Genomic DNA, 23788 nt, shown 5'->3' with positions numbered 1-23788 from the left:
CTACTCACTGGAGGGCGCCTGCCGGAGGCGGATCAGAACGGTGAGCTCCCTCGCCTCCGGGGCGTGCATGGCTGACTGGGCGGCGCATACGGATGAAGGACACTCGCAGCTGGTGCGGACGCGAGGTCCCGTATGCCGACGTCGCCCGCAGTGCACGGTCGGCGGCCGGACCGTCGTTGCGCTCCGACTTCATGGTGCGGACGGGACTGCGGGTGAGCGAGTAAGCCAGCGTCCCCGTCTCCCGCTTCTGCGTGAATAAAAGGTACTCAAGGTGCATTACCGGTAATGTCGGCACGGGGTCAAGATCTCCTTTTGTCCCGCATGGTGACTCTCCCGGTGAAGGGGGGCATGGATGGATGATGTGCCACTCAGCCTCGCAGGTTTGCCGGGTGTGGTCGCCGGTCCGATTCTGCGCAGGGTCACTCGCACGCATGCCTCCGTCTGGGTGGCCCTGACACGCCCAGACGACATCACGCTTCACGTACGTCTGGCGGGGCGGCCAGAGACCGAGATCGCTGCTGGGACCGCAGTGCCGACGCAGATCGGCAGCAATCTGTGGATTACCGTCGTGACGGGTTCCGCGCCCGGCGGCGGCTTCGCCGCTGGCAACCTCTACGAGTACAGGCTCACCTTGCCGGGGTGGCCGGAGCCCGCGTGGGCGGATGTCGCCATCGGGACGGCGCTGCCCGCGTTCCCCGGGCCGCCGGCCGCGGTCGAGGACCTTGTCGTCCTGCACACCTCGTGCCGGAAGGTGCACGGACACGGCCGGGACGGTCTGGCCAGTGCGGCCGAACTGATCCGCGGAAGGATCACCGCGGGAGTGGCCCAGCCTCGGCCGCACCTGCTGCTGATGTCGGGTGACCAGATCTACGCGGACGAGGTACCCGCCCCGCTCGTCCCGCGGATTCGCCGTGTCGCGAGCGATCTGGTGGGGGTCGCGGACGACGCCCCGTTCGCGCCGCTGCCCCGGATCGGCGGTCGGCAGCAGCCGTCCGAGGCGCACAAGCTGACGTCGTCAGCGGCGAGCGACCATCTGTGGCTGTACGGGGAGTTCCTGGCGGCCTACCTCCTTTACTGGTCGGACGCGCTCTGGCCGACGGCCCTGCCAAGGTGGGCGGACGTCGTCCCCGCCGTCGATCTCGATCCGGCAGCGGGCCTCGACGAGGCACGCTGGACCGAGCTGCGGGACCTTGTGTCCACGTTCCGAGCGGGGCTGCCGGCGGTGCGCAGAGTGCTGGCCACCGTGCCGTCGCTGATGATCTTTGACGATCACGAGGTGACCGACGACTGGAACCTCGATCATCCGTGGGCCTCCGCGGTCTACGCCGACGCCGGGGGCAGCCGGGTCGTCTCCAATGGGCTCTTGGCCTACGCCCTGTGCCAGCACTGGGGGAACGTACCGGACAGGTTCGCGGTAGTCGGCACGCCCGAGGCCGCTCTCCTGGCTGCCGCGACCTGGACCGGCGCGAGCCCCGACAGTCCTGCCCTGCGCCACTCGCTCGGCATGCCCCCGGGTCCGCCGACCGCGCCGCCGTCGACGCTGCGCGACCTGACAGCGGCGGACGCCGTCCGCTACGACGTCTCGTTGGGTCCGGACGACGGCTGGCCGGTGCGGGTCATCGCCCTCGACGAGCGGACGGCCCGCGAGTTCCACCGGGTGGACCGGCCTGCGGCCCGGGTGAGTATGGCGGCGCTCGCGCTGATGCTGCCGGGGCCTGCCGGGGCGGCCGCGCCGCTGACCGTGGTCGTCGCCCCATCCCCGGCCCTCGGCACCCACATCGTCGAGCACGTGGTCCAGCCGGCGGCAGCTCTGTTACCCGGCGGCTCGGTCTACGCCGACTTCGAGTCGTGGTCGGCCGCGGTGCCGAACCACCAGGAATTGCTGCGCCGGGCCGCGGCGTACGGGCCTGTGGTCTTTCTCGGCGGAGACGTCCACTACGGCTTCACCTCGGCGCTGGAGTACACCCGTGGAGGTGTCACCACGCGCGCCGCGCAGGTGACGAGCAGCGCGGCGCGCAATGCCGACTCCAAGACGATGGTGCTGCATCTGCTCGGTGACCTGGCCATGCGTCTGGGGATCGAGCGCGTGCGCGATTTCGCCGGTTACCCGGGCCTCGGCGCGGCGCAGCGCGATCGACTCCTGTCCCCGCCGCCGGCGGGTACGTCACTTCCTTATGACGATCTCGTAGATGTCCTGCTGGGCCGTGTGCTCCGTGCCGGGCAGGAGGCCCCGGCGGTGATTTCCCGGGAGGTCGCGGACGCCTATGGCCTCGGCCCCGGGGAATGGCGCTATGTGATCGAGCCGGTGGACGACGAGACGTTGCCGCTGGCCGGGCCGTTGCTCACCGACCTGTCCGCCGCGCCGTCACCGGCGTGGGCGGGGTGGGATCCGGCGAAGTCGTTCCTGATGCTCAGGGCCCTGCGCGCGAGCGATCTTCACCGCATCGGGCGCGTGTACACCGGGCTGCCGCAGGTGTCGCTGCTGGAGTTCGGCACAGCGCCTCTCACTGTGCACCACCACCTCGTGGCCCAGGTCGGCGACGAGGCGTCCGGCACCACGGTGCACCGCACCGACACAGTGGTGGAGCTGACCTGATGGCCGAGAAATCCGTCATCGAGATGATCTCCGAGGGGTTCAGCGAAGCCATGCGCTCGGCCCTCGACGGCCGGAACCCGGGCCTGCCCCCGCTCGCCCCGCCGGACGCCGCGGGCGCACGCGCATCCCTCGCGGACCTCGCAGCCCTCGCACAGGCCGTTACCGCCGCCGCGGACCCGGCGGCCTGGCTCGACGCGCTCGTCACCTGGCGTGACAAGGTCCGCGAAGTCGCCGAGAAGGCGTTCGGCGGTCCGCGGGCGGCGGAAGCGGCGCTCGTGCGCTTCGCCGAGGAGCGTATGCCGCGCACCGCGGCGTTTCTCTCGCTCACCGGGGTGTTCGTCCACGAGCTGGCGGGGCCCGACCGTGTGGACCGGCTCAAGCTGCGTGCGCTGCTGAACGATCCGGGGACGCTGGTCAACGAGGCCCTGTGGGACGCGCTACTCGGCGATGTCGGCATCCCGGCGACCGGCCAGCTGCCCGCGGTCGTCATCGCGCTGCTCATCCTCGCTCCCCAGGCGGTCATCGCGCTGGCCCCCGGTGACGTCACCGTCGCGGGCCTGGCCGCCCCGCCAACCGCGTCGCCCGGTCCTTGGCGGACGTTCCGTGAGGCGAGCGAGGGGTGGATCTCCGTCACGGTGCCGATCGGCGACCCCGCCCGCCCGGCCCCGGTCCCCGACGACATCTACGACTTCGCCGCCGATCTCCTCCCCGACCTGACAGGCACCCTGGCCGTGCGCTCGCAGCGGCTCGCGAAGCCCGGCGGGGGCAATCTCACGGTCTTCGAGCTGTGGCTGGCCGTCGCCGTCGAGGGCGACAGGTGGCAGTACGACTTCGACGGTGGATGGTTCCTGCGCGTGGAACCGGGCCTCACCAGCGGTTTCGGCTACGACGGCAGCTGGCACGGCGCTTTCCGCCAGTTCGCCCTCGACCCGTCGCGGGTTCCCGGCCCTGGCGATCCGGTGGTCGTCAGTCTGGGGCGGGAGCGCGGGCCCGGGCAGCCGGACCTCGTCTTCGGTCCCCCGTACGACACGCGGCTGATCGCGAGTGATCTCGGCCTGTTCCTGCGGGTACGCGAGGACCACCCGGTCATCGAGATCGGCGCGTTCCTGCACGGGTTCTCGGTCGTGCTCACGAACCGCTGGTGGCGCACCTTCGGCATCACGGACACGCTGCTTCGGGACGGTGTCCGGTTCGGCCTCGATCTCGACATCGCCTACGTCGAGGGCAAGGGCGTCCAGCTCAACCTCAGCAGCGGACTCGACGTCACTTTCGGCGTCGACTGGGAGATCGGCAAGGACAGCGTCGTCGGCGCCAAGCTGCACACCGTCCGGCTGCGGGTGCCGATCGCGGCGACCGAGGACAGCTTCCGCATCCGTGCCGAGGTGCGCTTCCACGCCTCGGTCCGTGTGGGCCCAGTGACGCTCGTCGTCGACGGGCTCGGCGGCTGGGTGGGCTACTGGGCCGAGCCGGGCGCCGACCGGCATGCCGGCTTCCTGCCGCCGACCGGTGCCGGCCTGCAGATTTCCGCCGGTGTCTTCACCGGCGGCGGCTTCCTCGACTTCACCGGCGGGCCAAACGATCGGTTCGGCGGGCTGGTCCACGTCAAGGTGGCCGCCTTCGAGGTGACGGCCTTCGGCTTGCACGAGCTCACCGGGCAGCCCGGGGAGGCGAACCGCCGCACCTCCCTCGTCATGGTGCTGGGCATCCGGTTCTCGCCGGGGGTCCAGCTCGGGTTCGGGTTCGAGATCTCCGGATTCGGCGGGCTGGTCGGGATCAACCGCCGCGCGGACACCGATGCGCTGCGGGAGCGGCTCACCTCAGGTGCCGCCGGGAATGTGCTGTTCGCCGAGGATCCGGTGCGCAACGCACCGCGGATCCTCGGTGACCTCGGCGCCCTGTTCCCAGCCCACCCGGGCAGTCACGTGTTCGGCCCGACGGTCCAGCTGAGCTGGCTCAACCTCGCAGGCGCCAAGATCTTCAGGCTCGACGTCGGGATCTTCTTTGAGTTCCCGGGGCCGACGCGTGTCATCCTGCTTGGCTCGGCCCGGGCCCAGGTGCCTCCGGTGAAGGACGTACCGCACCTCGTCGACATCCGCTTCGACATCGTCGGCTTCGTCGATGTCCCCAAGAAGATCGTCGAGTTCGACGCGACGCTCATCAGCTCCACCATCATGCAGGTGTTCCACCTAACCGGGGACCTCGCCTTCCGCGTCGCTTGGGGTGATCACCCGTATGTTCTGCTGAGCTTCGGTGGGTTTCACCCGGCTTTCAAACCGCTGCCTGCCCGGTTCCCTGAACTGACCCGGCTCGCGCTGACAGTCAGGTCGGGCTTTCTCTCCGCCGGGGTCTTCTTCCGCGCCGAGGCGTACCTCGCCGTCACCTCGAATACGGTCCAGTTCGGCGGGCGGGTGGAACTCGGTTACGCGGTAAGCCGGTTCAACCTGGCCGGGTTCATCAGCCTCGACGCCCTCATTCAGTTCAGCCCCTTCTACTTCGAGGTCTCCGTCAGCGCGGGCGTCCGCCTGCGGTGGAACAGCAGGACGCTCGCCGGGGTACGGCTGGAGGGCACGATCAGCGGCCCCGGACCTGTCACCCTGACTGGGAAGGCGTGCTTCGAGATCCTGTGGTTCGACATCTGTGCGGACGCCACCATCGTGCTGGGCGGTCCGTCGGCGCCTGCGCCGCCCGCCGTGAGCAGTGTCGTGCAGGCGTTGGCGGGTGAGCTGCGCGATCCCGCGAACCTCACGCATATCGGCGGTGACGACGCCCAGGTGGTGCAGAAGCCACGGCCCCGCGTGGCGGGAGACCACCCGCTGGTCTCCCCGCTGGGCACGCTCCGCTGGACCCAGAAGCGCACCCCGCTGAACCTGCTGCTCGACCGCTTCGAGGGCCAGCCGCTCGCCACCGCGCAGGCGGTGACTGTCCACTGCCCGCTGGCGGGCGGCACGGCCGTCGACTGGTTCGCCCCGGGGGCGTTCGCGGACCTCAGCGAATCGGAGGCGCTCAACCGCCCGGGCTTCGAGCGGCTTGACGCCGGCATCGACATCGGTTCCGGCGAGTTGGCGGTCTCCGATGCCGTCCGGCACGACGTGACCGTCGTGGAGGTGCGGCTGCCGAGCCCGCCACGCCTCGGCGTCCTGTCTCTGCCGCTGCCGGCCGTGACCGTCGCCGCCGTCCGCGCGCGGAGCGGCCCGGCCGCAGTTCGGACCGCCACGGCCGCGATCGGCGTGCACGAGGAACGTTTCGCGGTCCGCGGATCGGACGGCCCGCTCATCGCCGATGGCCTCAGCGTCAGTGAGGCTCACCAGCGGGCGCGTGTCTCGCGCGCTGTCCCGCTCCACCCACGTGATCTCGTCGACCTGGGGGCGATCTGATGGCAGGCGTGCGGTTGGACTTCTCCGGCTGGAGCCGGTCCGCCATCTATACGACGGTGACGGACCCGGCGCTCACCGCGAGCGGCCGACTCACCGGGCATGTCGATGTGACGCTACGCAACACCGAGCCGCCCCGCGAGAGCATTGGCGAGACTCTCGCCTTCGACCTGCTGGGGCCCGGCGATGTCGCAGAGCTCAAGCCGGGCGGCGTCCTGCACATGATGCCGCCGCCCGGCACGGCCGACTTCGAGGAGACGAAGTGCGTCTACACCGAGCTGTCCGCGGCCGATCTGCCGTGGCGCTACACCCCGGAGCTCGCTGCGGGCCGCACGCTGCGCCCGTGGATCGTACTCGTGGTGGGAACCCCGGCCGAGGCCGCCCTCCAGCCGGGCGGGACCATCACGCTCACCGACGGCGTCCTGGCAGCGCACGACCTGCGTCATTCGGCACGCTGGGCCCACCTGCAGGATGACGCCGACCATCCTGGCCTGCACAGGGTCGTCCGGCTGCTCTCGCCAAGGGACTTGGCGGCCAACACCGACTACATCGCTGCCGTCGTGCCGGCGTTCGCAGCGGACGGCCGTCCCTCGTGGGACGCTGGCACGGCGCAGGTCACCCTGCCCGTGCATCACTGGTGGAGCTTTTCCACAGGCCAGGAGGGCGATTTCCCCACCCTCGCGGCACGGTTGAAAACCGGCGGGGCGGCGGACCTGGGCCGGGCGCCGATGCGGTACACGCCGCTGGACGGGGGCGAGCCGCTCCTCGTGCGCGGTGCGCTCGCCCCCGTGGGCAGCGTGGATGACGCTGTGCCGCCCAGCGTCGCCGCCGACCTTGCGCTGCGCACGGGCGCGCTCATCGACCCACGGCGACCGGTGATCTCCCTGCCGCAGTACGGCGATGCGTGGGTCGCCGATCCTTCCGCCACTGTGTGGGGCGGGGTGTTCCGGACTGACCCTCGCCATCGGGCCGTCGCCGGCCTGGGTTTGAAGGCAGGTATCGACGCACAGGACCTCCTGGCCGATGCCGCGTCGGCACAGGCCGGGGCGCTCGACGAAGCTGCCGCCCGGATCCGCCACCTGACGGCGGGCATCGCAGCGGCCAGGTCGCTGTGGACGCGTCGGCTCCCCGCCGATCCCATCCGCCGACTCGTGCTCCTGGGGCCTGCTCTGCGGCGCGTACTGACGCCGTCGGGCACCGTCCTTGCGAGGGCAACCGGAACGGGCCGACCGCTGCCGTCGGCCATCTTCTCGGCGGCTGCCCGGCGTGTGCTCAGGACAGGGCCCGCCCGCACGGCACTCGCGGCCGACCGTGCCACCGACCCGCGCGCCGTCCTGGTCGCGGCGAACACCTGTCCGCCCCTGCCGCCGCGGGCTCCCAAGGGGCTGCCGCACGGCGACAGCCTCAGCGAACACACCGGCACCGTCAACCTCGACAAGGCCATCGCAGCGGGCGTCGCTTCCGAGAAAGTGCCGCTTCGGCGCTTCAGTAGGCTCGTGGAGTCTTTCGACCGCTCTCCATACAGCCCGTCCACCGTGAGGACGTTCGACCAGGTGATGCGGTTCTGGCTGGACCGAGGCGCCGAGGGACAGCCCATCCCTCTGCTCGCGATGCTCACGATCCTGGACCCGCCAGACGGCGAACAGCCACCCGAGGATGAGCTGCTCACGTTGCTGCGAGGCCTGGGGCACGGCGACGCCGAACCGGACACCGACTCACTGCTGGAGCTGGCCACAGGGCTGGTCACCCGGCCCCCGGAACGGCCCTGCACTCCCGTCGCACTCGACGCACTCGCGACAGCCGTCGGCTCAGCCTTCAACCCCACCGTGGCCCGCCCGTTCGTGGCCGACCGCGTGCTGGAGACCATCACCGGGCTCGACGACCAGGCACTCACACCTCCGGAGCTCTGCCCCGACCTCGACGTCCCCGCCTGGCAGCTGCTGCGCGACCGCCACCCCGACTGGCTGCTGCCCGGGGCCGGCACCATGGAATCCGACCGCGTCATCGCGATGACGACCAATCCGGCGTTCGTTGACGCCTTCCTGCTCGGCCTCAACACGCAGACCATCGGGGAACTGAGGTTCCGCAACATCCCCATCCGTACCGGATGCACACCGCTGCGCCAGTTCTGGGCCCATACCCACCCGACGGGCGAGAGCTACGACGACGACATCGTCGGCGTGCACCGCTGGCCCGATGCCTCGCCTCTGGGCAGCCCCGGCCACCGGCCCCCCGCAGCCACCAGCGACCTCGTCGTTGTCTTCCGGACCCCGCTGTTCCGCCGCTATCCCCAGACCGTCGTCTACCTCGCGCCCACCCCGCTCAACGGAACCGACCCCGACTGGCAGGCCGAACCGGACCTGGCGAACCGGATCCTGCCCTCGTTCCAGGGCGTTGTGACACCGGAGATCGTCTTCTTCGGCTTCGATCTCGACCCCGGGCAGGCCAGCCGATACTGGGTAGTACTCGAGGAGCCTCCGCACGGCGTCCAGTTCTTCAGCGGACCCACCCCGGGGATGACGCCGCAGCAAGTGGCCGTCTTCACTGACCCCGCAGCCCATCCCGACGGCGGGAGCTTCGCCGATGCCGCCTTCGCCGACCCCTACCGGGTGATGATCCGCGGAGCCTCCCTGATCCCGGTGACGACATGACCGATTCTGCCCATGTGGGAAATGTGCTTGCGGCGGGCGCGTCGATCGGCGTCCTGCTGCCGCTGCGGTTGGAAACCCGGTTCTTCCCGCCAGCGGGAAACGCGGGCTGGATGCTCAAGGTGCGCATCGTGCCGGACGCGGCCTTTCTGGACAGACACTATGCCGTACCGACGGCCGCCGAGCTCGACGCCGTCGAGGCATTGTGGCAGCTGACCGCCAACGATCTCACCACACCGGACGGCATAGCACAGTGGCGGCGCTTCGCGGCACAGGTCGGTGCCGCCCGGGGGGCATGGCTGGCCCGTACGTTCCCGGCTCGGCCGGCTCCCGCCGGAGGGTGGACGATCAACCGCCCGGCACAGGTCCGCGAGGGCCTGGACAGCAGCCGGGTCGCCGGCCTGCCGCCGACCCTCGAACTGTGGCTAGGCCGCGGCGGCGCCGCGCCTTCACTGCTCGCCTCGCTGACGGTCGACCACACCCGGCTCGGTCTGGATCCGCCCGATCCCACCACGGGCGAGACGCGCTGGTGGACCTCCTTCGCCCGGGCGAAGGAGGTCGGGCTGGGCGCCGAGGTGGATCTCGGCCCGGACCGCCCCGACGACATCGACGTCCTGTATGTCACAGGGCTCGGTGACGCCGATCCGGCCGAGCTCTTCACCAGCCACCGCGATGCCGGGAATCTCGGTGTACTGGCCCTGGGCACGCCGACGAACAGCGTGGACGGCGAACCCGCGGCCGACCTTGCGCGCGATCCCGAAACCTGGCGCGTGCTGCTGACCACGCCCCCGCCACAGCCCGCCGCCGAAGCCCTCGGACTGGCGCTGACCGGCCGGCCCTCGGCGCTGGCCCCGCTGCCCGGCGCGGACATCTACCATGTGCCCCTCAACCAGGCGCTTGTGGCGGGCCTGTGGTCCGCACTATGGGGTCATGCAGTGAAGGACGTGTGGGGCCTCGGTGACCGCGGCCTCGCGGCAGGCCTCTGGGCACTGGACAATCTCGTGCCCGAGGGGCCGCTGCCGCCCCTGCGGATCGGCGACCAGCCCTACGGCGTCCTGCCCGTCTCCAGCAGTGAGCGCTGGGTCCCCGAAGCGTCGGACCCGGCGGTCGAGGCCGGTATCCTCCCCGTCGTCGCCGGTCTCACAGACGCCGCGGCGCGGGCCGCGGAGGCGGCCGGAACGGTCGTGGGAGCAGAAACCGAGCGGCTGCTCGACCTCATCGGCCGAGTCCCCATGTCACGCGGCTACGCCTGGCGTTGGGCTCTGCCGCTGGAACTGGTCCACCTCCTGGAGTGGGCTTTCGGCGACGGCGCAACGTTTCCGGCGCTGCGCTCGTGGTGGGACGCGACAGCGGCGCCGGTGCTCGCCCTCGCCGGACCACCGCGGCGCCGGTACGCAACCATCGGTGAGCCACAGGACCTGCGGCTGCCCCTCGTCGTCCCGGGCAATCTGCCCGAAGGCACCACCCTTGACGACATGCTCGAGCGGCTGCTGATGGCACCGCCGCAGCAGTTGGCCTCCGCCGGGCAGATCAGCGAGATCTTCCGCAGGAGGATTCCCACGAGCCTGCTCTTCCGGCTGCTTCTGCACGCCCGCCTCGTCGACGCCGCCGAAGTCGTCCGCGCCGCGAACAGGCAGACGGGACCGCTGCTGGAACCGATCCAGACACCAGCAGCTGATCCGACGGAGCTGGCCGGGTGGGGTGCGCGGTTCGCTCCTTCGCTCCTCACCCACGATGCGGCGGGCACCCTGTTCGGCGCTGGCCGCGCCGGGGTCGCCGCGCTCATCGGCGCCGACCCCGCGGCGCTCGAACGCGCCTTCTGCGCCACTCTCGACACCGCCTCCCACCGGGTCGACGCGTGGCTTACCGGAATCGCATGGCGGCGCCTGCGCGATCTGACCGCCCGCACTCCCCAGCCGGTGTTCCGGCTCGGCGCGTACGGCTGGCTCGACGCGCCACGGCCGCGGACGGCCGCCGCGCGGCCCGCGGAGTTCCTGCACGCGCCCTCCCAGGAACAGGCCCTCACCGCCGCCGTGCTGCGCGACCGCGCGCTGTCGGACGCCGAGCCGGGCCGCTGGCAGATGACCCTCGACTCCGACAGCGTGCGGCTTGCCGCCCAGCTCGCGGACGAGGTACGCCTGGGAGCGCATATCAGCGAGGTGCTGGGGCGCGCGGTCGAGCGCGCCGTCGGCGCCCGGTCCGCCGTGGAAAGCCTCCGTCGGCAGTTCCCGGTGCGTAAGGAGCACGCCGGGCGGCGGGTGTGCGACGGACAGGCCGTGCTCGCACGGTACGTCGCCAACCCGGCAGGCCTGGGTCTCAACGCCGGGCAGCTCGAGGCGCTCGCACCGCTCGCCACGGCCGTCGACGTGTACGGGGATCTCCTCGTGGCCAACGCCGTGTTCGACGTCGTGTCCGGCCGGGGCGGGATGGCCGCCGCGTCCATGGATGCCGCGGCGGGGCTGGCGGCACCACCCTCCCTGGACGTCCTGCGCACCCAGCGGGCAGGGCGGTCGGCACGCAGCACCGTGGCCGTCGCGCTGCCCGCCGATGCGCCACCGGCCGTCGTCGACGCGCATACCAGCCCGGGCGCGCTCGCCGAGCCCGCGGTGGCCGCCCTGCTCACCGCCGAGACCGGCGACCCGGCCGGAGCCGCATGGACGTGGCAGGTGGTCGACGAGCAGGCGGCCGTCCTCGGCACTGTCACCCTCGCCCAGCTCGGCCTGCAGCCGGTCGACACCCTGTCACTCTCGGGCGCGGACCTGCACCGGCTGGTACTCGCCGCCCTGCCAGGTGCGGCGGTCGTCCCGGAGGGCGACCTGCCAGCGCAGCTGGCGGCCCGTCGGCTCTCGGACATTCTCGGCGGCCGCCCCGTCGTGCCGGCCGACCTGTCCACGGTCGGCACTGCTCCCCCGGCAGCCGCCGTCCAGAGCGAACTCGCCGCCCGCTACGCCGCGGTGCACGCCCTGGCCCTGGATGTGCACGCAAGCCTTGCCGCCGCGCCAGGTGCGGGACCGGCCGCCTTGCGGCAGGCATTGGTGGACGCCGCACGCTGGGGCATCACCCCGCTGTCCGCCGACGGCGCCGGGGACGCGGTCCTCGTCACGAGGGCGGGCATCGCGCTGGCGGAGCGGCTGGAGCGCTCGCCGTCCGTCGCGGAGGCCACCGACCTCGCCCCGGCTGGTCTGGCCCGAGCCCTCGCCGAACTCGTCTCCCCCGAGGGGCGGTTGCCCGTCCTGTCACGGCTACCGCTGGACACTTTCCCCACACCGCTGTCCGCAGAGCCGTCCGCCGCCGGTACGGCGCTCGACCCGGACTGGCTGGAGGTCGTCTCGGCCGTACGCCCACACGTGGCCCGGCTGGAGGTTCACCAACTGGGGCGCCGGATCGCCGGCGGCGCACCGTTCAGCGCCTGGTCCAATCGTCCGGGCGATCCGTGGCAGCTCGACCCCTCACTGGACCCGATCGGCCCTCAGCCACACGGACTGGTACAGGAGACGAACCTCCTGGCCGTGTTCGGCCCGACCGGCACCCTGGAGCCCGGAGCCGATCCGCAGCGCAGCGTCGCCTTCGGCCTCCTCGACTCATGGAGCGAGGTGATCCCCTCCGGCGAGCACGTGACCACAGCCGCCTTCCGTATCGACGCACCCGGCGCACGAGCCCCTCAGGCCGTGCTCATCGCGGTACCGCCCGATGTATCCGTGCCCTTGGACACCTCAGGACTCATCGACATTCTCGGCGAGGCGCGCCGACTGGCCCGGGCCCGCGCCGCCGGCCCGGACGAGCTCGATGCCTTCGCCGCGGGCGAACCCTTGACTCTGCTGCCGGTCAACCAGCCAACCGGCGTGAGACTGGAGCCGAGATGATGCGCTACGACATCGGTCGTCGGCTGGAGCCGATCCGCCCAGTCGCAGATCTCGACCGCGGATTCCGCGCGGAGGTCGCCGATCCCACGTGGTTCCTCGCCCGGCAGTGGCAACTCGGCGAGCACCAGGGCGAGGACGCGGCCTCCCCCACCCTCGTACGGCATGTGACAACCCACGACCCCATCGACCCGCTCGACGGCGATCCCGCCACGGATCCCACCCTGGTGCCGGCCGAAGCGATTATCGAGTCAGAGCCCGACGAATGGTGGACTCCAGGCCGTCGCATCCGCATCGGCCGCGACGCCGCCCCAGTCGTGCCCGCCGACCATGCCGCCGACGCCAGCCTGCGCTTGGCCGGGCTGCCGGTGCCGTATGACCAGTTCGACGGGTCAGGCCTCGACGGACTTGCCCTCTACCGGAGGCGAGCGGAACTGGGTCTGCCCGATACGCTCTTCGCAGACGTCCCCGCGCCACCGGCCGACCTGTGGGACCCGTCCGAGTTCGTGCACTCGGCAGCCTTCACCAGCGGTCCGGCCACCCTGTCCGTTCCCCGGCACGACGGAGGCGCCGTCGACTGGTACTCGGTCTCGGCTGACCGGCCCCTGCCCGGACCGCCGATCCCCCCGGCACCCGTCGAGGTGCTGCCAGCCCGAATGAAGTACCCCGGTGCGCCGCATCCGCGCTGGTGGCAGATCGAGAACGCGCACGTCGACATCGGCGGATTCCCGCCCGACCGCAGCCACTTCGCCACAACCCTGCTCATCGACCTGGTGATGTCCCACGCGGACGACTGGTTCAGCTTTCCCGTCCAGACACAGGCCGGCAAACTCGTCACACTGCGGAAGGTCATTGTCCTGGACGCGTTCGACGAGAAGACGATCCTCCAGCCGCCGTCGGACTGGTCCCTGTTCCGCGTGACAGGGCTCTCCGCCACCACGCTCATGGTGTGGCCGACCGCGGTCACCCCCCTGACCAGCCAGCCTATGGACGATGTTGTCATCGGCGTGGATGAGGACGCCAACTTGCTGTGGGCCGTCGAACAGCGGGTCGGCGGCTGGGAACTGGCGCCTCCCCCACCGGCGGAGCCGACACCAACGCCCGCACCCCCCGGGCAGGTGCTCGCGAACGAACGTGTCCAGTACGACTACCTCCTGAGCAGCCGACTGCCACGGTACTGGCATCCATACCAGATCCACGAGCCAAACGGCCGCCGCACCTTCGTCCAAGGCCGCCTCGCCGATCTGCAGGCAACCCCGCCGGCGCCGATGTCGGCGCCCGTCAGCCCGCTGCTCCACGACCCCCACGCGCCAGCATCGGGCCCGGCCCACCGCATCGAACCATCCGCGGTCCCCGCCACCGGCCTGCGGCTGCAGCGGCAGTGGGTGCTTGCCCGGCGCACCAACGGTGTTCCCGTCCTGTGGATGCAGCGACGGCGGCTGCCCCTGCACGGTCCGCCGGTCTCTGGTTTGCGGTTCGACGTCGTCAGCGAAGTTCCCACCGTCACGACACCGTAAGAGGCTCGCAAGACCAAGACGTCGTTGTATTCGGCTGTGGTGGGCCCGTTTGTTTGTAGCACCCCCCTTGAGACACTCCCAGGCTGGAACAGGTTGACAGACCGCATAACGGCTTCGGACAGCCACGAGCACCACGCCGGCACAGGTTGACCGGAGGCGGTGCCCAGAAGGTGCTCGGCTGCGTTCAAGGCACGCAGGGTGGCCCTTTTCTCCCCCTGGGCTGCGTGTGCGCGGGCGAGGCGGAGCTGCAGCAGCGAGCGGGCGGCGGGGTGCTCGGTTCGGGCAAGGGCGTGCTCGAGAATTCCGGCGGCGGTCTTGCTGTCCTTGCGCCAGGACGCCTGGTAGGCGAGGTCTACATGACCTCGCCGGCCGGTTTCGGCATCGAGATCGGCGCGGGCGGCGTGCAGGTCGACGAGGGCACCTGGGTCAGCCGGGTCTACACCGCCGACATCTGGGGCCATCACCCGGCTTCGTGAACCCGACGTCGCCGCTCGCCCTGCTCGACGAATCCCTCCGACGAAAGCGGTCTGTTCGCCATGCTCCAGAGCTATCTGCAGGACACCTGGATCACTCCCACGGCCACGGCCACGGAGGCGTCGGCGGCCGAGGTGCACGACGCGGTCACCGGTGACCTGGTCTGCCACGTCTCCTCCGAAGGCCTCGACCTGGCCGGGGCGTTCACCCACGCTCGGCGCGTCGGCGGCCCGGCCCTGCGCGCCCTCACTTTCCACCAGCGAGCCGATCTCCTGGACGCGATGGCCGCGGTCGTCCGCGCCCGCCGCGAGGAGCTGTATGTCCTGTCGGCCCGCGCCGGAGCCACTCTCAACGACGCCCGGTACGACGTCGACGGCGGCATCCGCGTCCTGCGCGACTACGCTGCCCGGGCCCGCGCCGAGCTGCCCGACACCCCCTTCCTCGTCGAGGGACCGGCCGAACGCCTCGCGCGCGGCGAGGACTTCCTAGGCGTCCACCTGTGCACCCCCTCGCCGGGCCTGATGCTCCAGGTGAACGCCTTCAACTTCGCCGTCTGGGCCCCGCTGGAGAAGCTGGCGCAGGCCGTGGTGGCCGGTATGCCGAGTGTGGTGAAGCCGGCCACCCCCACTGCCTACCTCACTGCCCAACTGGTGCGTATCGCCACCGAAGCCGGAGTCCTTCCGCCCGGAGCGCTGCAGATGGTCGTGGGTTCGGTACGCCCGGCCCTCGACCTGCTCGAAGAACAGGACGTGCTCTCCTTCACCGGCTCGGCCGCCACCGCCGCGAAGCTGCGCACGCACCCCAACGTCGTGGCCCGGTCGGTCCGCTTCAACGCGGAGGCCGACTCCGTCAACGCCATCGTCCTCGCACCGGACGTCCAGCCCGGATCACCGCTGTTCGACGCGTTCATACGCGAAGTCGTGACCGAGATGACGGTCAAGGCGGGCCAGAAGTGCACCGCCATCCGCCGCGTCCTCGTCCCACGGGAGCACGAATCCGCCGCCCACGAGGCGATCTCGGCCGAACTGGCGGGCGTGACCATCGGCAACCCCACGGCGGAGGGCGTCCGGATGGGCGCCGTCGTCAGCCTCGCGCAGCGGGACGACGTACGGCGGGCAGTGCGCCGGATCGCCGAGTCCGGCCGCTTCGTCCACGGCGACCCCGACAAGGTACGGGTGATCGACGCGGACGCCGAGCGGGGCGCCTTCCTGGACACCCTGCTCATCTCGGCAGACCCGGACGCCGCCGCGCCCCACGAGGTCGAGCCGTTCGGCCCGGCGGCGGCCGTGCTGGCGTACCGCGACACCGCCCACGCCACGGATCTGCTAGCCCGCGGCCGGGGCAGCCTCGTGGCTTCCGTGGTCGGCGACGACCTCGCCTGGACGACCGCGTTCGTGCAGAAGGCGGCACCCTGGCACGGGCGACTGCACCTCCTGGACTCGACGAACATGGCCCAGACGACCGGCCACGGATCACCGCTGGCCGCCCTGCGGCACGGCGGCCCTGGGCGGGCGGGCGGCGGCTCGGAGATGGCCGGAACCCGCGGCGTCGTAGACCTCATGCAGCGCACCGCGATCCAAGCCTCACCACGGTGGCTCGCCTCACTGCACGGGGAACCGTCGCCCGCGGCGTCCGACTCCGCCTGACGCCATGAAGACTTCCATGGATTCGGCAACTGAATAGGACCCCGGCCCACGAATGGGGCGCACGCGCCCTGGAATCGGTGGTTCTGCAGAAGTGCTATTCGGCGCTGCGCCGCACACACGAAACGAGCCCTACCGGCGGTCCTGCGCGATGTCCGCTAGCAGGGCGGTCACTCGTGCCTCGGCTCGTTCGTAGACCCCTCCTCCGGGCGCGACGTGCACCCGGTCCGCTTCGACCGCCTCGAGCGCGGACTCGGCGACCTGGCGGGGGGAGAGGGTGCCGCCGTGCGCGGCAGCCAGTTTCCGCATGGCTGCTGGGCCCATGCCCGGTGGCAGCTCGATGGCTCCGAGGGCTGCGGAGTTGGGACCGATGGGGGTATCGACGAGCCCGGGGCACAACACGGTCGCGCCGACATCCGGCCAGGCCGTCCTCAGCTCGGCCTCGAGGGTTTCGGTGAGTCCGACGACGGCGTGCATGGTGCCCGTGTACGGCGTTCTGCCGGGCAGCGGAGCCAGACCTCCGGATGACGCGGTGGTGAGGAAGTGCCCGTGGCCCTGCCGGATGAGGTGCGGTGCGAACGCGCGGACCCCGTGTACGACACCGAGGACCTTGAGATCGAGCGTCCGTGTCCAGCGTCTGCTCCCACAGGGGGCGTCGGGGCAGACCACACCGGCGTTGTTGCAGACCAGGTCTACGCGTCCGAACTCTGCGAGTGTCCGCTCGGCGAGCTGGTCGACCGAGTGGGGATCGGTGACGTCCGTGACGACCGGGACGACTCTGGCCCTGCCGACCCCGAGGGCACCCGCCGCCGTGGTCACCGCTTCGGCGCGGACGTCGCTGAGGACGACGTGCACGTCCCGGGCGACGAGGGCCTCGGCCAGGCCGTGGCCGATGCCGCTCGCTCCGCCGGTGATGACCGCGACCTGTCCTGGCTGGATCTTCATGCCTGGCCGCTCTTCTCCGCTGCGCTGCGCTGGTAGCGCAGTCCGTGCCGAAGCGGAAGAGGGGGTCGACGGTGTCGAAGGGGACGTCGGTGCGGCTGGCTTCCACGGCGGCCATCGAGCGCGGCAGATCCACGGGCAGTGATCCCTCCGGCTCGGCCTGGCCGAAGAGGACCTCGACGAAAGGGCGGTCGTCGGTGCCGAAGGAGGCGAAGACCGCGGCCGGCGACAGGACGTCCGTGAGGACGGCGGGACGGTCGAGGTAGACGTCGAGGACGGTGGGCACCTGCTCGGCGATGGACCGGATCCGCTCGCGGTCCTCCGGGCGGAATTCGAGGCTGCCGTTGTGCAGGGAGCCGAGGGGAAGTGCAGAGCCGGATCTGCGTAGTCGGGGGGCGCGGGTGCGCACGATGGCGACATCCGCCTCGGCGGGGTCGGCGCCACTACAGATGCCACGCTTCGCTGAGACAGCAGAGCCCCTGAGACACCCGAAGTGTTCCTAACGTCCGCGGCTTGCCCAAGGGAACGCCGTCGCCGTTGCGCGAGTACGCCCGCCTCGCCCCGACCCGGGCCGCCGTCATCAAGGGCTTCGCGCAGGGCCTGGCCGACCGGCACGGCGTGACCGTGTGGGCCTGGAACAGCCCGTACTCCGGTGGGTGGGAGCTGGACTGGGAGCGCGCCAGCGGCGGCCCGACCAAGGAGCAGGTTCGCCAGGAGCTGGCCGACGACCCTGCGGCCGCCTCGTACGCCGACGAGGTCACCCTGTGCCCGACGTGGGGGCGGCTGACGCGCAAGGCGCGCGAGCTGCTGGAGCCCGACGCGGCGGTCATCCTCGACACCGTTATCCGGGCAGAGAGCTGTCTCACCAGCGGATCTGTCTCGGCGGATGTGTGGGAGAGATTCACTCGATCGAGCACGTTGTCTCCGCCCGGAGGTGCCGTCTGATGGCGGAAGCGACGGAGGACAGTCGGCGGAGGCACTTCTCGACCCGGGTGAGCAATAGTCCCCGAGTTCCGTGTTCGTCCGCAGCTCCCTGGCACGACTGAGAGTGCCTGGACCTGGGCCTGTTACCTCGTTCGGGTGACTGCTGGCCGTTCTGACCCAACCTCGTCCGTGGTGCGCAAGCCTCATCCCTGTCGGGATTCCTTCAGTCTGGGTGAAGTCGTGGAGGCGTGGGTTGGCTCTGGCCGTAGTGCGCGATCTGCGCGAGTACCGGGCGCCGGTGAGCGAGGAGGAGCTCGCCGAGTTCGAGACCGATGTGCTGTCGGGGTTCGTGCTCGCGCGAGCCTCAGCCGGTCTGGTTGACGGCACGATCCGCAACGACACCAACCACCTGGAGCTGATCCGAGACTGGTTCGGCCGTCCGCTGTGGGAGATGGAACCGGCCGACGCCGACGTCTACTTCGGCAAGGTGCTCCGCGACGCCAAGCCCTCGACCCGGACCGGTCGGGCGGGCGCGCTGGCGGTGTTCTTTCAGTTCCTTGAGCTGCGGCACAAGGTCGAGCTGCACAACCTCACCGGCCGTGTGGTCGAGTGCCCGCTGGATGAGATGAACCGGCCGCGGGCCTCGGTGGAACCGCAGCTGCGGATCCCGCCCAGCGAAGCGGAGATCGAGGCGCTGTTCGCCGGATGGCGCGAGGAGCTGGTGACCTGCCGCAAGTTCGGTCCGGCCGCCCGTAATTACGCGGTGGCCCGGCTGGCGGCGGACGTGGGACTGCGGATCAACGAGGCACGAATGCTCGACCTGGACGATGTCCGGTGGGAGTTGGGCCGGTTCGGCAAGCTCAACGTCCGGCACGGAAAGGGATCCCGGAGGCGTGGGCCGAAGCCGCGGCTGGTGCCGCTGATCAACGGCGCCGACCGCAACCTGCGATGGTTCATCGAGGACGTATGGGGCCACTTCGACGCCGACCACACCAGGCCCGGTGCCCCGCTGTTCCCCTCCGAGCGCAAGAACCGGGACGGCTCCTGCTCGCGGGCGACCGCCGACGTCTTCCGCCGGTCGCTGGCCGATGCCGCCGCCCAGCATCTGCCCACTTGGGCCGGGAAGCTCACCCCGCACGTGCTGCGGCATTTTTGTGCCTCCCAGCTCTATCTCGCCGGTATGACCTTGTTCGCGATTCAGGAGCTACTCGGACATACCTGGACCGGCACCACGGCCCGGTATATCCACGTCCACGGCAGCCATGTCGAAGACGCCTGGGTCGCCGGACAGCAGCGTGCTACCGACCGATGGAAAGGACTGGCCCAGTGAAGTGGAACCTTCGTCTGGCGGCTGCCAACCGCGGCATCTGGAAGGCCAGCGAACTCCAGCGGATGCTCGCCGAACGTGGCGTGGTGATCAGCGCGGGGAAGATGTCGGGCCTGTGGTCCGGCCAGCCGAACACCGTCAAGCTCGACGAGCTGGACGTCATCTGCGCCGTGCTCGGCTGCGGCGTCGAGGAACTGCTCCAGCCCGAGCCGGAGCGAGTGCCGGAGCCGATGCTGGCGACCGACTCACAGGCCGCTGCGGTGGGCCAGCCGCGCGCCGTCGCCCCGCGTCCTCGCACCGGCCGGTCTCTGCCACCGCGATGACCTGCGTGCACTGTGGCAAGCCGCTGCCCGATGGGTCTCGGCGAGACCGGGCGTACTGTGACAACAAGTGCCGGGGCCTGGGCTCCTACTACCGGCGCAAGGCGGGCGTCCCACCCCCGCCGCGCTGGCAGCATCCCGCCTTGACCTCAGACAACCCCGCGCTGCGGTCGGCTGCGGCCCACGCCAAGCAGCTCGGCGAGACCAACGGATGGTCGCCGTCACTCGTGCGGTGCGCGATGGACGGCCTGACGGCGGTGCTGGAGGGCGGCCCGCCTGGCAAGCCCGTGAAGCTCACCGAAGTCCGTGCGCGAATACCGCGACACGCTTCCAGCCATCGGGTCGCCGAGGTCCTCACCGACCTGGAACTCCTGGAAGGTGACAGCGCCTTGGCGATCCGTTCCTGGATCGACGACCGCACTGCCGAACTGCCCGCCGGCTTCGCCAGCGACATCCGCGCCTGGCTGCTGGTCCTGCTCGACGGCGACAGCCGTGCCAAGCCCCGGTCCCGTACCTGCCTCTACGTCTACTTCGGCTGCGTTCGCCTCCTGCCGGAGAACTGGGCGGCGACCCGTGGGCACCTGCGCGAGATCACCGTCACCGACGTCACGGCCGTGCTGTCACCCCTGCGCGGATGGCAGCGGCGCAACGCGATCGCCGCACTACGCTCCCTGTTTCGCTTCGCCAAGAAGCGCGGCCTGATCTTCGCCAACCCCACCACCCGCCTGAAGGCCGAGGACATCCAGCGCAGCCTCTGCCGATGACCGACGCCGAGGTACTCGCCGTCGAGCGGATCGCCGTCACCCCGGCGCAACGGCTGGTCGTCGCCCTGGCCGCCGTCCACGCCGCCCGCGCTACGGCCATCCGACGCCTCACCTTGGACGACCTCGACCTTCCCAACCGCCGGATCACCATCGCCGGACACATCCAACGACTCGGTGAACTGCCCCACCAGACCCTGCTGGCCTGGCTCGCCCAGCGTCGCGTCACCTGGCCGAAGACCCCCAACCGGCACGTTCTGATCAACGCGAAGACCGCCCTGGGAAGCGAGCCCGTCAGTGCCGAATACCTCAAGCGGCACCTACTGCACCAGGGCGTCTACCTCGAACGCATCCGCGGCGACCGGGTACTGCACGAGGCACTGAGCGTCGGCGCCGACCCGCTGCACCTCGCCCTCGTCTTCAACATGTCCCACACCGCCGCGAGCCGCTACGCGGCCATCGCCCAGAACCTGCTCGACGACCAGATCGAGCAGGCCGCCGAGGGTGAATGAGTATCCTGTTGATTCAGTGGCGACTGTCTCGTCTCATGCTAATTGGCCCCTGTAGCAGGTGATCTGGTCCGATTCGCTCGTCGGCTCAGGCGACCTGGTCTGGTGGCGCTACTCATGTCACGCGAGACCTCGACCCGCACTGCGATGTAACCCCGGGATCTCGGTGACCAGCACGCGCCACTACTGTGGACCGATGTCATCGATCAAGAAGTTCCAAGTCACCTTCGACTGCGCAGAACCTGAGCGCCTTGCTCGTTTCTGGTGCGAGGTGTTGGGGTATGTCGTACCGCCGCCACCGGAGGGGTTTGCCACTTGGGACGATTTCAAGCGCTTGCAGCCACCTGAGCAGCGGGATTCATGGTTCGCCTGCATAGATCCCTCAGGTGTGGGCCCGCGACTGTACTTCCAGCGCGTCCCCGAAGGCAAGGCCGCCAAGAACCGGCTGCATCTTGACGTGCGGGTCGGCACTGGACTCGTGGGTGAAGAGCGCCTCGCCGCGCTTGAGGCCGAATGCGCACGACTGGTCCCGCTCGGCGCGGTACACGTGCAAACGTTGTATGACGGCAATGATTCGTGCATCCCGATGCAGGACATCGAGGGCAACGAGTTCTGTATCGACTGAGGGGCCACGAACGTGTCCTCGTTCTGCCCCCATGGGCCAAGACGAAGAACCGCCCCCGACCTGTCAGGTCGATGGTCTTCAACTGCTTCGACCCGCAGGCACGGAAGCTCCGGCCCTAACCGGAACAGCAGCGACGAACCCACCGCACTTCCGAGCCTGCCTGCCGAAGGCGTCGTGGGTTCCCGGTGAAAGTCCCTCAGTCACGCTGAACCCACGGCCGTCGTGCCGGTAAGAAACGTGTCACCAGCCGCAAAGTAGGCCGGGAACCGGAAAGCCGTCAGTGTCGAGGCGTTCTCGGCGGTGGGTGGGCGTCGTTGAGTTGAGTTACTCGCGGACCTGAGCGTTCACTGTGGGATGCGCGTCACCGCTGTCCGCGCCCAGGCCCGCGAGCAGGCGCAGCCCGTCCTCGGCGGGGCTGCCCGGGGCCGCGGACAGCACCAGTAGCTCCATGCCCGATTCGTCCGGTAGCGCGAAGTTCTCCTGGTGCAGGTCCAGCAGTCCGACCAGCGGGTGCCGGTACGCCTTGCGTCCATGTCTGCGGGCGCGCACGTCCGCGCGGGCCCAGAGGCGGCGGAAGCGCTCGCTGCCCATCGCCAGCTCGCCGATGAGCGAGGCCAGGCGGGGGTCCTCAGGGTATTTGCCGGCGGCCAGGCGCAGGTGCCCGACCACGTCGAGGGTGCATTTCTCCCATTCCGCGTAAAGGCCGCGCTCGGCCTCCTCAAGGAAGATGTGCCGGGCGGTGTTCAGGCCCGGCATCGGCCGGCCGTAGAGGAGCCCGGCGAGGCGGTTCCCGGCGAGCACGTCCAGGCGGTGGTCCATGATCAGCGCGGGTGCGTCGGCGACCAGGTCGAGGACGCGCAGCAGCTCCGGCCGGAGCCGCCCGCCCGGCGCCTTCGCGCGGCGGCGGCGCTGTCGGGCGAGCCGGTAGAGGTGCCCGCGTTCGGTCTCGTCGAGGCCGAGGACACGGGCGAGCGCGTCGAGGACCTGCTCGGAGGGCTGGGTCGCGCGGCCCTGCTCCAGGCGTACGTAGTAGTCGACGCTGACTCCGGACAGGTGCGCGACCTCTTCGCGGCGCAGCCCTTCGACCCGGCGGCGGCTGTCGGTGGGGATGCCGACGGCCGCCGGGTCGACCCGGGAACGCCGGGTCCGCAGGAAGCCCGCAAGATCGTCCATGCCCCCAGTATGGCCTCGGTGGTGCCCGTGAAGGTGGTCCTGCCGATACCAGGAAGTCCCGTCCGATGGAAGAGGCGCCCCTGAACGCCGGGCGCCGCGGCGCCCAGAATCAAAGGCACTCGATCCGAAGGAGTTCCCATGAAGACGCTGATCGTCTACGCCCACCCGGAGCCGAAGTCGCTCAACAGCTCGCTGAAGGACCTCGCGGTGTCCACATTGGAGACCGCCGGGCACGAGGTACGGGTAAGCGATCTGTACGCGATGAACTGGAAGGCGGCCGTGGACGCCGCGGACTACGGCCCCGACGCCTCAAGTCCGCTTAAGGTCGCCCTGGACTCGGGCCGGGCCTTCGACGCCGGGACGCTCACCCCGGACGTCCTCGCCGAGCAGGAGAAGCTGCTGTGGGCCGACACGATCATCTTCCAGTTCCCGCTGTGGTGGTACACGATGCCCGCGATCCTCAAAGGCTGGGTGGACCGGGTGTTCACCTACCACTTCGCGTACGGCGTCGGCGAGCACAGCGACACCAGGTACGGCGAGCGCTTCGGCGAAGGCACCCTCGCGGGCAGGAAGGCTCTGCTGTCGGTGACCGCCGGCGGCCCGGAGTCGCATTACGCCGCTCGCGGGATCAACGGCCCCATCGACGATCTGCTGTTCCCGATCCACCACGGCATCCTCTACTACCCGGGCATCGAGGTGCTGCCGCCGTTCGTGCTGTACGGCACCGACCGGATCACCGGCGAGGACTATCCGGACGTCGCCAAGGCATGGGAGCAACGCCTGCTCACCCTGGAGTCGACCGAGCCGATCGCGTTCCGGCGGCAGAACTTCGGGGACTACGAGATCCCCTCGCTGCACCTGAAGGAGGAACTGGAGCCCGCGGGCCGCACGGGTTTCGGGCTGCACATGCGCGGCTGACCGCCGGCCCGATACCCCGAGCTGGGCGCAGACAATGCCCAAACGGCGTGCTGCCTCAGTCGGCAGCTGGGGATGGTCTCGCCAGTGAGCACTGTGCAACATGAAGTACGCAGGTCACGGGTCTGGTGTGCAGGGCAGGCGGGATACTCACGCTGGTCGTCGGCGGGTGTCCACGGTGAA

Annotated in this window: 16 protein-coding genes; 14 read left to right on the top strand and 2 right to left on the bottom strand. The window is 70.4% G+C overall.

Going from position 1 to position 23788, the window contains the following annotated elements; genetic code table 11:
• Nucleotides 1-568 precede the first annotated feature (568 nt).
• From ACIHCQ_RS41705 to paaZ, 7 genes are all read left to right on the top strand, one after another.
• On the top strand, nt 569-2596 hold the full coding sequence (locus ACIHCQ_RS41705; RefSeq protein ID WP_399674224.1) for a hypothetical protein: 2028 nt from the start codon (nt 569-571) through the stop codon (nt 2594-2596).
• Nucleotides 2596-5970 carry a DUF6603 domain-containing protein gene (locus ACIHCQ_RS41700; RefSeq protein ID WP_399674223.1) on the top strand — a complete coding sequence of 1125 codons (3375 nt, stop codon included), beginning with the start codon at nt 2596-2598 and terminating at the stop codon, nt 5968-5970. Before ACIHCQ_RS41705 ends, ACIHCQ_RS41700 begins: the two co-directional genes overlap by 1 nt.
• Nucleotides 5970-8618: a hypothetical protein gene (locus ACIHCQ_RS41695; protein ID WP_399674222.1), complete on the top strand. Its 2649-nt coding sequence runs from the start codon at nt 5970-5972 to the stop codon at nt 8616-8618. Before ACIHCQ_RS41700 ends, ACIHCQ_RS41695 begins: the two co-directional genes overlap by 1 nt.
• A complete protein-coding gene (locus ACIHCQ_RS41690) occupies nt 8615-12478 on the top strand; it encodes a hypothetical protein (protein WP_399674221.1) in 3864 nt (1287 codons plus the stop codon). The genes ACIHCQ_RS41695 and ACIHCQ_RS41690 overlap by 4 nt, the downstream gene beginning before the upstream one ends.
• A complete protein-coding gene (locus ACIHCQ_RS41685) occupies nt 12475-13992 on the top strand; it encodes a hypothetical protein (RefSeq protein WP_399674220.1) in 1518 nt (505 codons plus the stop codon). Before ACIHCQ_RS41690 ends, ACIHCQ_RS41685 begins: the two co-directional genes overlap by 4 nt.
• Nucleotides 13993-14216: 224 nt before the next feature.
• On the top strand, nt 14217-14468 hold the full coding sequence (locus ACIHCQ_RS41680) for a hypothetical protein (RefSeq protein WP_399674219.1): 252 nt from the start codon (nt 14217-14219) through the stop codon (nt 14466-14468).
• 60 nt (nt 14469-14528) lie between these two features.
• Complete coding sequence (gene paaZ / locus ACIHCQ_RS41675) at nt 14529-16112, top strand: phenylacetic acid degradation bifunctional protein PaaZ (RefSeq protein ID WP_399674218.1); 1584 nt, start codon at nt 14529-14531, stop codon at nt 16110-16112.
• 129 nt (nt 16113-16241) lie between these two features.
• On the opposite strand, the gene ACIHCQ_RS41670 is transcribed toward paaZ, so the two are convergent.
• Nucleotides 16242-17054, bottom strand: coding sequence for an SDR family oxidoreductase (locus ACIHCQ_RS41670; RefSeq protein ID WP_399674217.1), 813 nt, complete (start codon nt 17052-17054; stop codon nt 16242-16244).
• A gap of 510 nt (nt 17055-17564) precedes the next feature.
• Between ACIHCQ_RS41670 and ACIHCQ_RS41665 the strand changes: the two genes are divergently transcribed.
• The 6 genes from ACIHCQ_RS41665 (at nt 17565) to ACIHCQ_RS41640 (ending at nt 21517) form a co-directional block, all read left to right on the top strand.
• Entirely contained in the window at nt 17565-17996 is a 432-nt protein-coding gene (locus tag ACIHCQ_RS41665; protein WP_399674216.1) for a hypothetical protein, read from the top strand.
• Between the two features lie 232 nt (nt 17997-18228).
• Nucleotides 18229-19305, top strand: coding sequence for a tyrosine-type recombinase/integrase (locus ACIHCQ_RS41660; RefSeq protein ID WP_399674215.1), 1077 nt, complete (start codon nt 18229-18231; stop codon nt 19303-19305).
• Nucleotides 19302-19625: a helix-turn-helix domain-containing protein gene (locus ACIHCQ_RS41655; RefSeq protein WP_399674214.1), complete on the top strand. Its 324-nt coding sequence runs from the start codon at nt 19302-19304 to the stop codon at nt 19623-19625. Before ACIHCQ_RS41660 ends, ACIHCQ_RS41655 begins: the two co-directional genes overlap by 4 nt.
• A 140-nt stretch (nt 19626-19765) precedes the next feature.
• Nucleotides 19766-20386 carry a hypothetical protein gene (locus tag ACIHCQ_RS41650; protein WP_399674213.1) on the top strand — a complete coding sequence of 207 codons (621 nt, stop codon included), beginning with the start codon at nt 19766-19768 and terminating at the stop codon, nt 20384-20386.
• Complete coding sequence (locus tag ACIHCQ_RS41645) at nt 20383-20895, top strand: hypothetical protein (protein ID WP_399674212.1); 513 nt, start codon at nt 20383-20385, stop codon at nt 20893-20895. The genes ACIHCQ_RS41650 and ACIHCQ_RS41645 overlap by 4 nt, the downstream gene beginning before the upstream one ends.
• Nucleotides 20896-21088: 193 nt before the next feature.
• Nucleotides 21089-21517: a VOC family protein gene (locus ACIHCQ_RS41640; protein WP_399674211.1), complete on the top strand. Its 429-nt coding sequence runs from the start codon at nt 21089-21091 to the stop codon at nt 21515-21517.
• A gap of 324 nt (nt 21518-21841) precedes the next feature.
• Here the strand turns inward: ACIHCQ_RS41640 and ACIHCQ_RS41635 are convergent, their stop codons facing one another.
• Entirely contained in the window at nt 21842-22690 is an 849-nt protein-coding gene (locus ACIHCQ_RS41635) for a helix-turn-helix transcriptional regulator (RefSeq protein ID WP_399674210.1), read from the bottom strand.
• 138 nt (nt 22691-22828) lie between these two features.
• On the opposite strand from ACIHCQ_RS41635, the gene ACIHCQ_RS41630 reads away from it, so the two are divergent.
• A complete protein-coding gene (locus tag ACIHCQ_RS41630) occupies nt 22829-23608 on the top strand; it encodes an NAD(P)H-dependent oxidoreductase (protein WP_399674209.1) in 780 nt (259 codons plus the stop codon).
• The last annotated feature ends 180 nt before the right edge of the window (nt 23609-23788 follow it).

It is taken from the genome of Streptomyces sp. NPDC052236 (assembly GCF_044548015.1).
GTDB lineage: Bacteria > Actinomycetota > Actinomycetes > Streptomycetales > Streptomycetaceae > Streptomyces.
Note: the sequence above shows the minus strand (reverse complement) of the source record. Positions and strands in the feature narration are given on the sequence as shown.

What these genes read in the sequence shown, in the direction of transcription:
- paaZ (WP_399674218.1), top strand. Translation starts at nt 14,529, where the DNA reads ATGCTCCAGAGCTATCTGCAGGACACCTGGATCACTCCCACGGCCACG.
- ACIHCQ_RS41685 (WP_399674220.1), top strand. Translation starts at nt 12,475, where the DNA reads ATGATGCGCTACGACATCGGTCGTCGGCTGGAGCCGATCCGCCCAGTC.
- ACIHCQ_RS41635 (WP_399674210.1), bottom strand. Translation starts at nt 22,690, where the DNA reads ATGGACGATCTTGCGGGCTTCCTGCGGACCCGGCGTTCCCGGGTCGAC.
- ACIHCQ_RS41700 (WP_399674223.1), top strand. Translation starts at nt 2,596, where the DNA reads ATGGCCGAGAAATCCGTCATCGAGATGATCTCCGAGGGGTTCAGCGAA.
- ACIHCQ_RS41695 (WP_399674222.1), top strand. Translation starts at nt 5,970, where the DNA reads ATGGCAGGCGTGCGGTTGGACTTCTCCGGCTGGAGCCGGTCCGCCATC.
- ACIHCQ_RS41690 (WP_399674221.1), top strand. Translation starts at nt 8,615, where the DNA reads ATGACCGATTCTGCCCATGTGGGAAATGTGCTTGCGGCGGGCGCGTCG.
- ACIHCQ_RS41645 (WP_399674212.1), top strand. Translation starts at nt 20,383, where the DNA reads ATGACCGACGCCGAGGTACTCGCCGTCGAGCGGATCGCCGTCACCCCG.
- ACIHCQ_RS41630 (WP_399674209.1), top strand. Translation starts at nt 22,829, where the DNA reads ATGAAGACGCTGATCGTCTACGCCCACCCGGAGCCGAAGTCGCTCAAC.
- ACIHCQ_RS41640 (WP_399674211.1), top strand. Translation starts at nt 21,089, where the DNA reads ATGTCATCGATCAAGAAGTTCCAAGTCACCTTCGACTGCGCAGAACCT.
- ACIHCQ_RS41670 (WP_399674217.1), bottom strand. Translation starts at nt 17,054, where the DNA reads ATGAAGATCCAGCCAGGACAGGTCGCGGTCATCACCGGCGGAGCGAGC.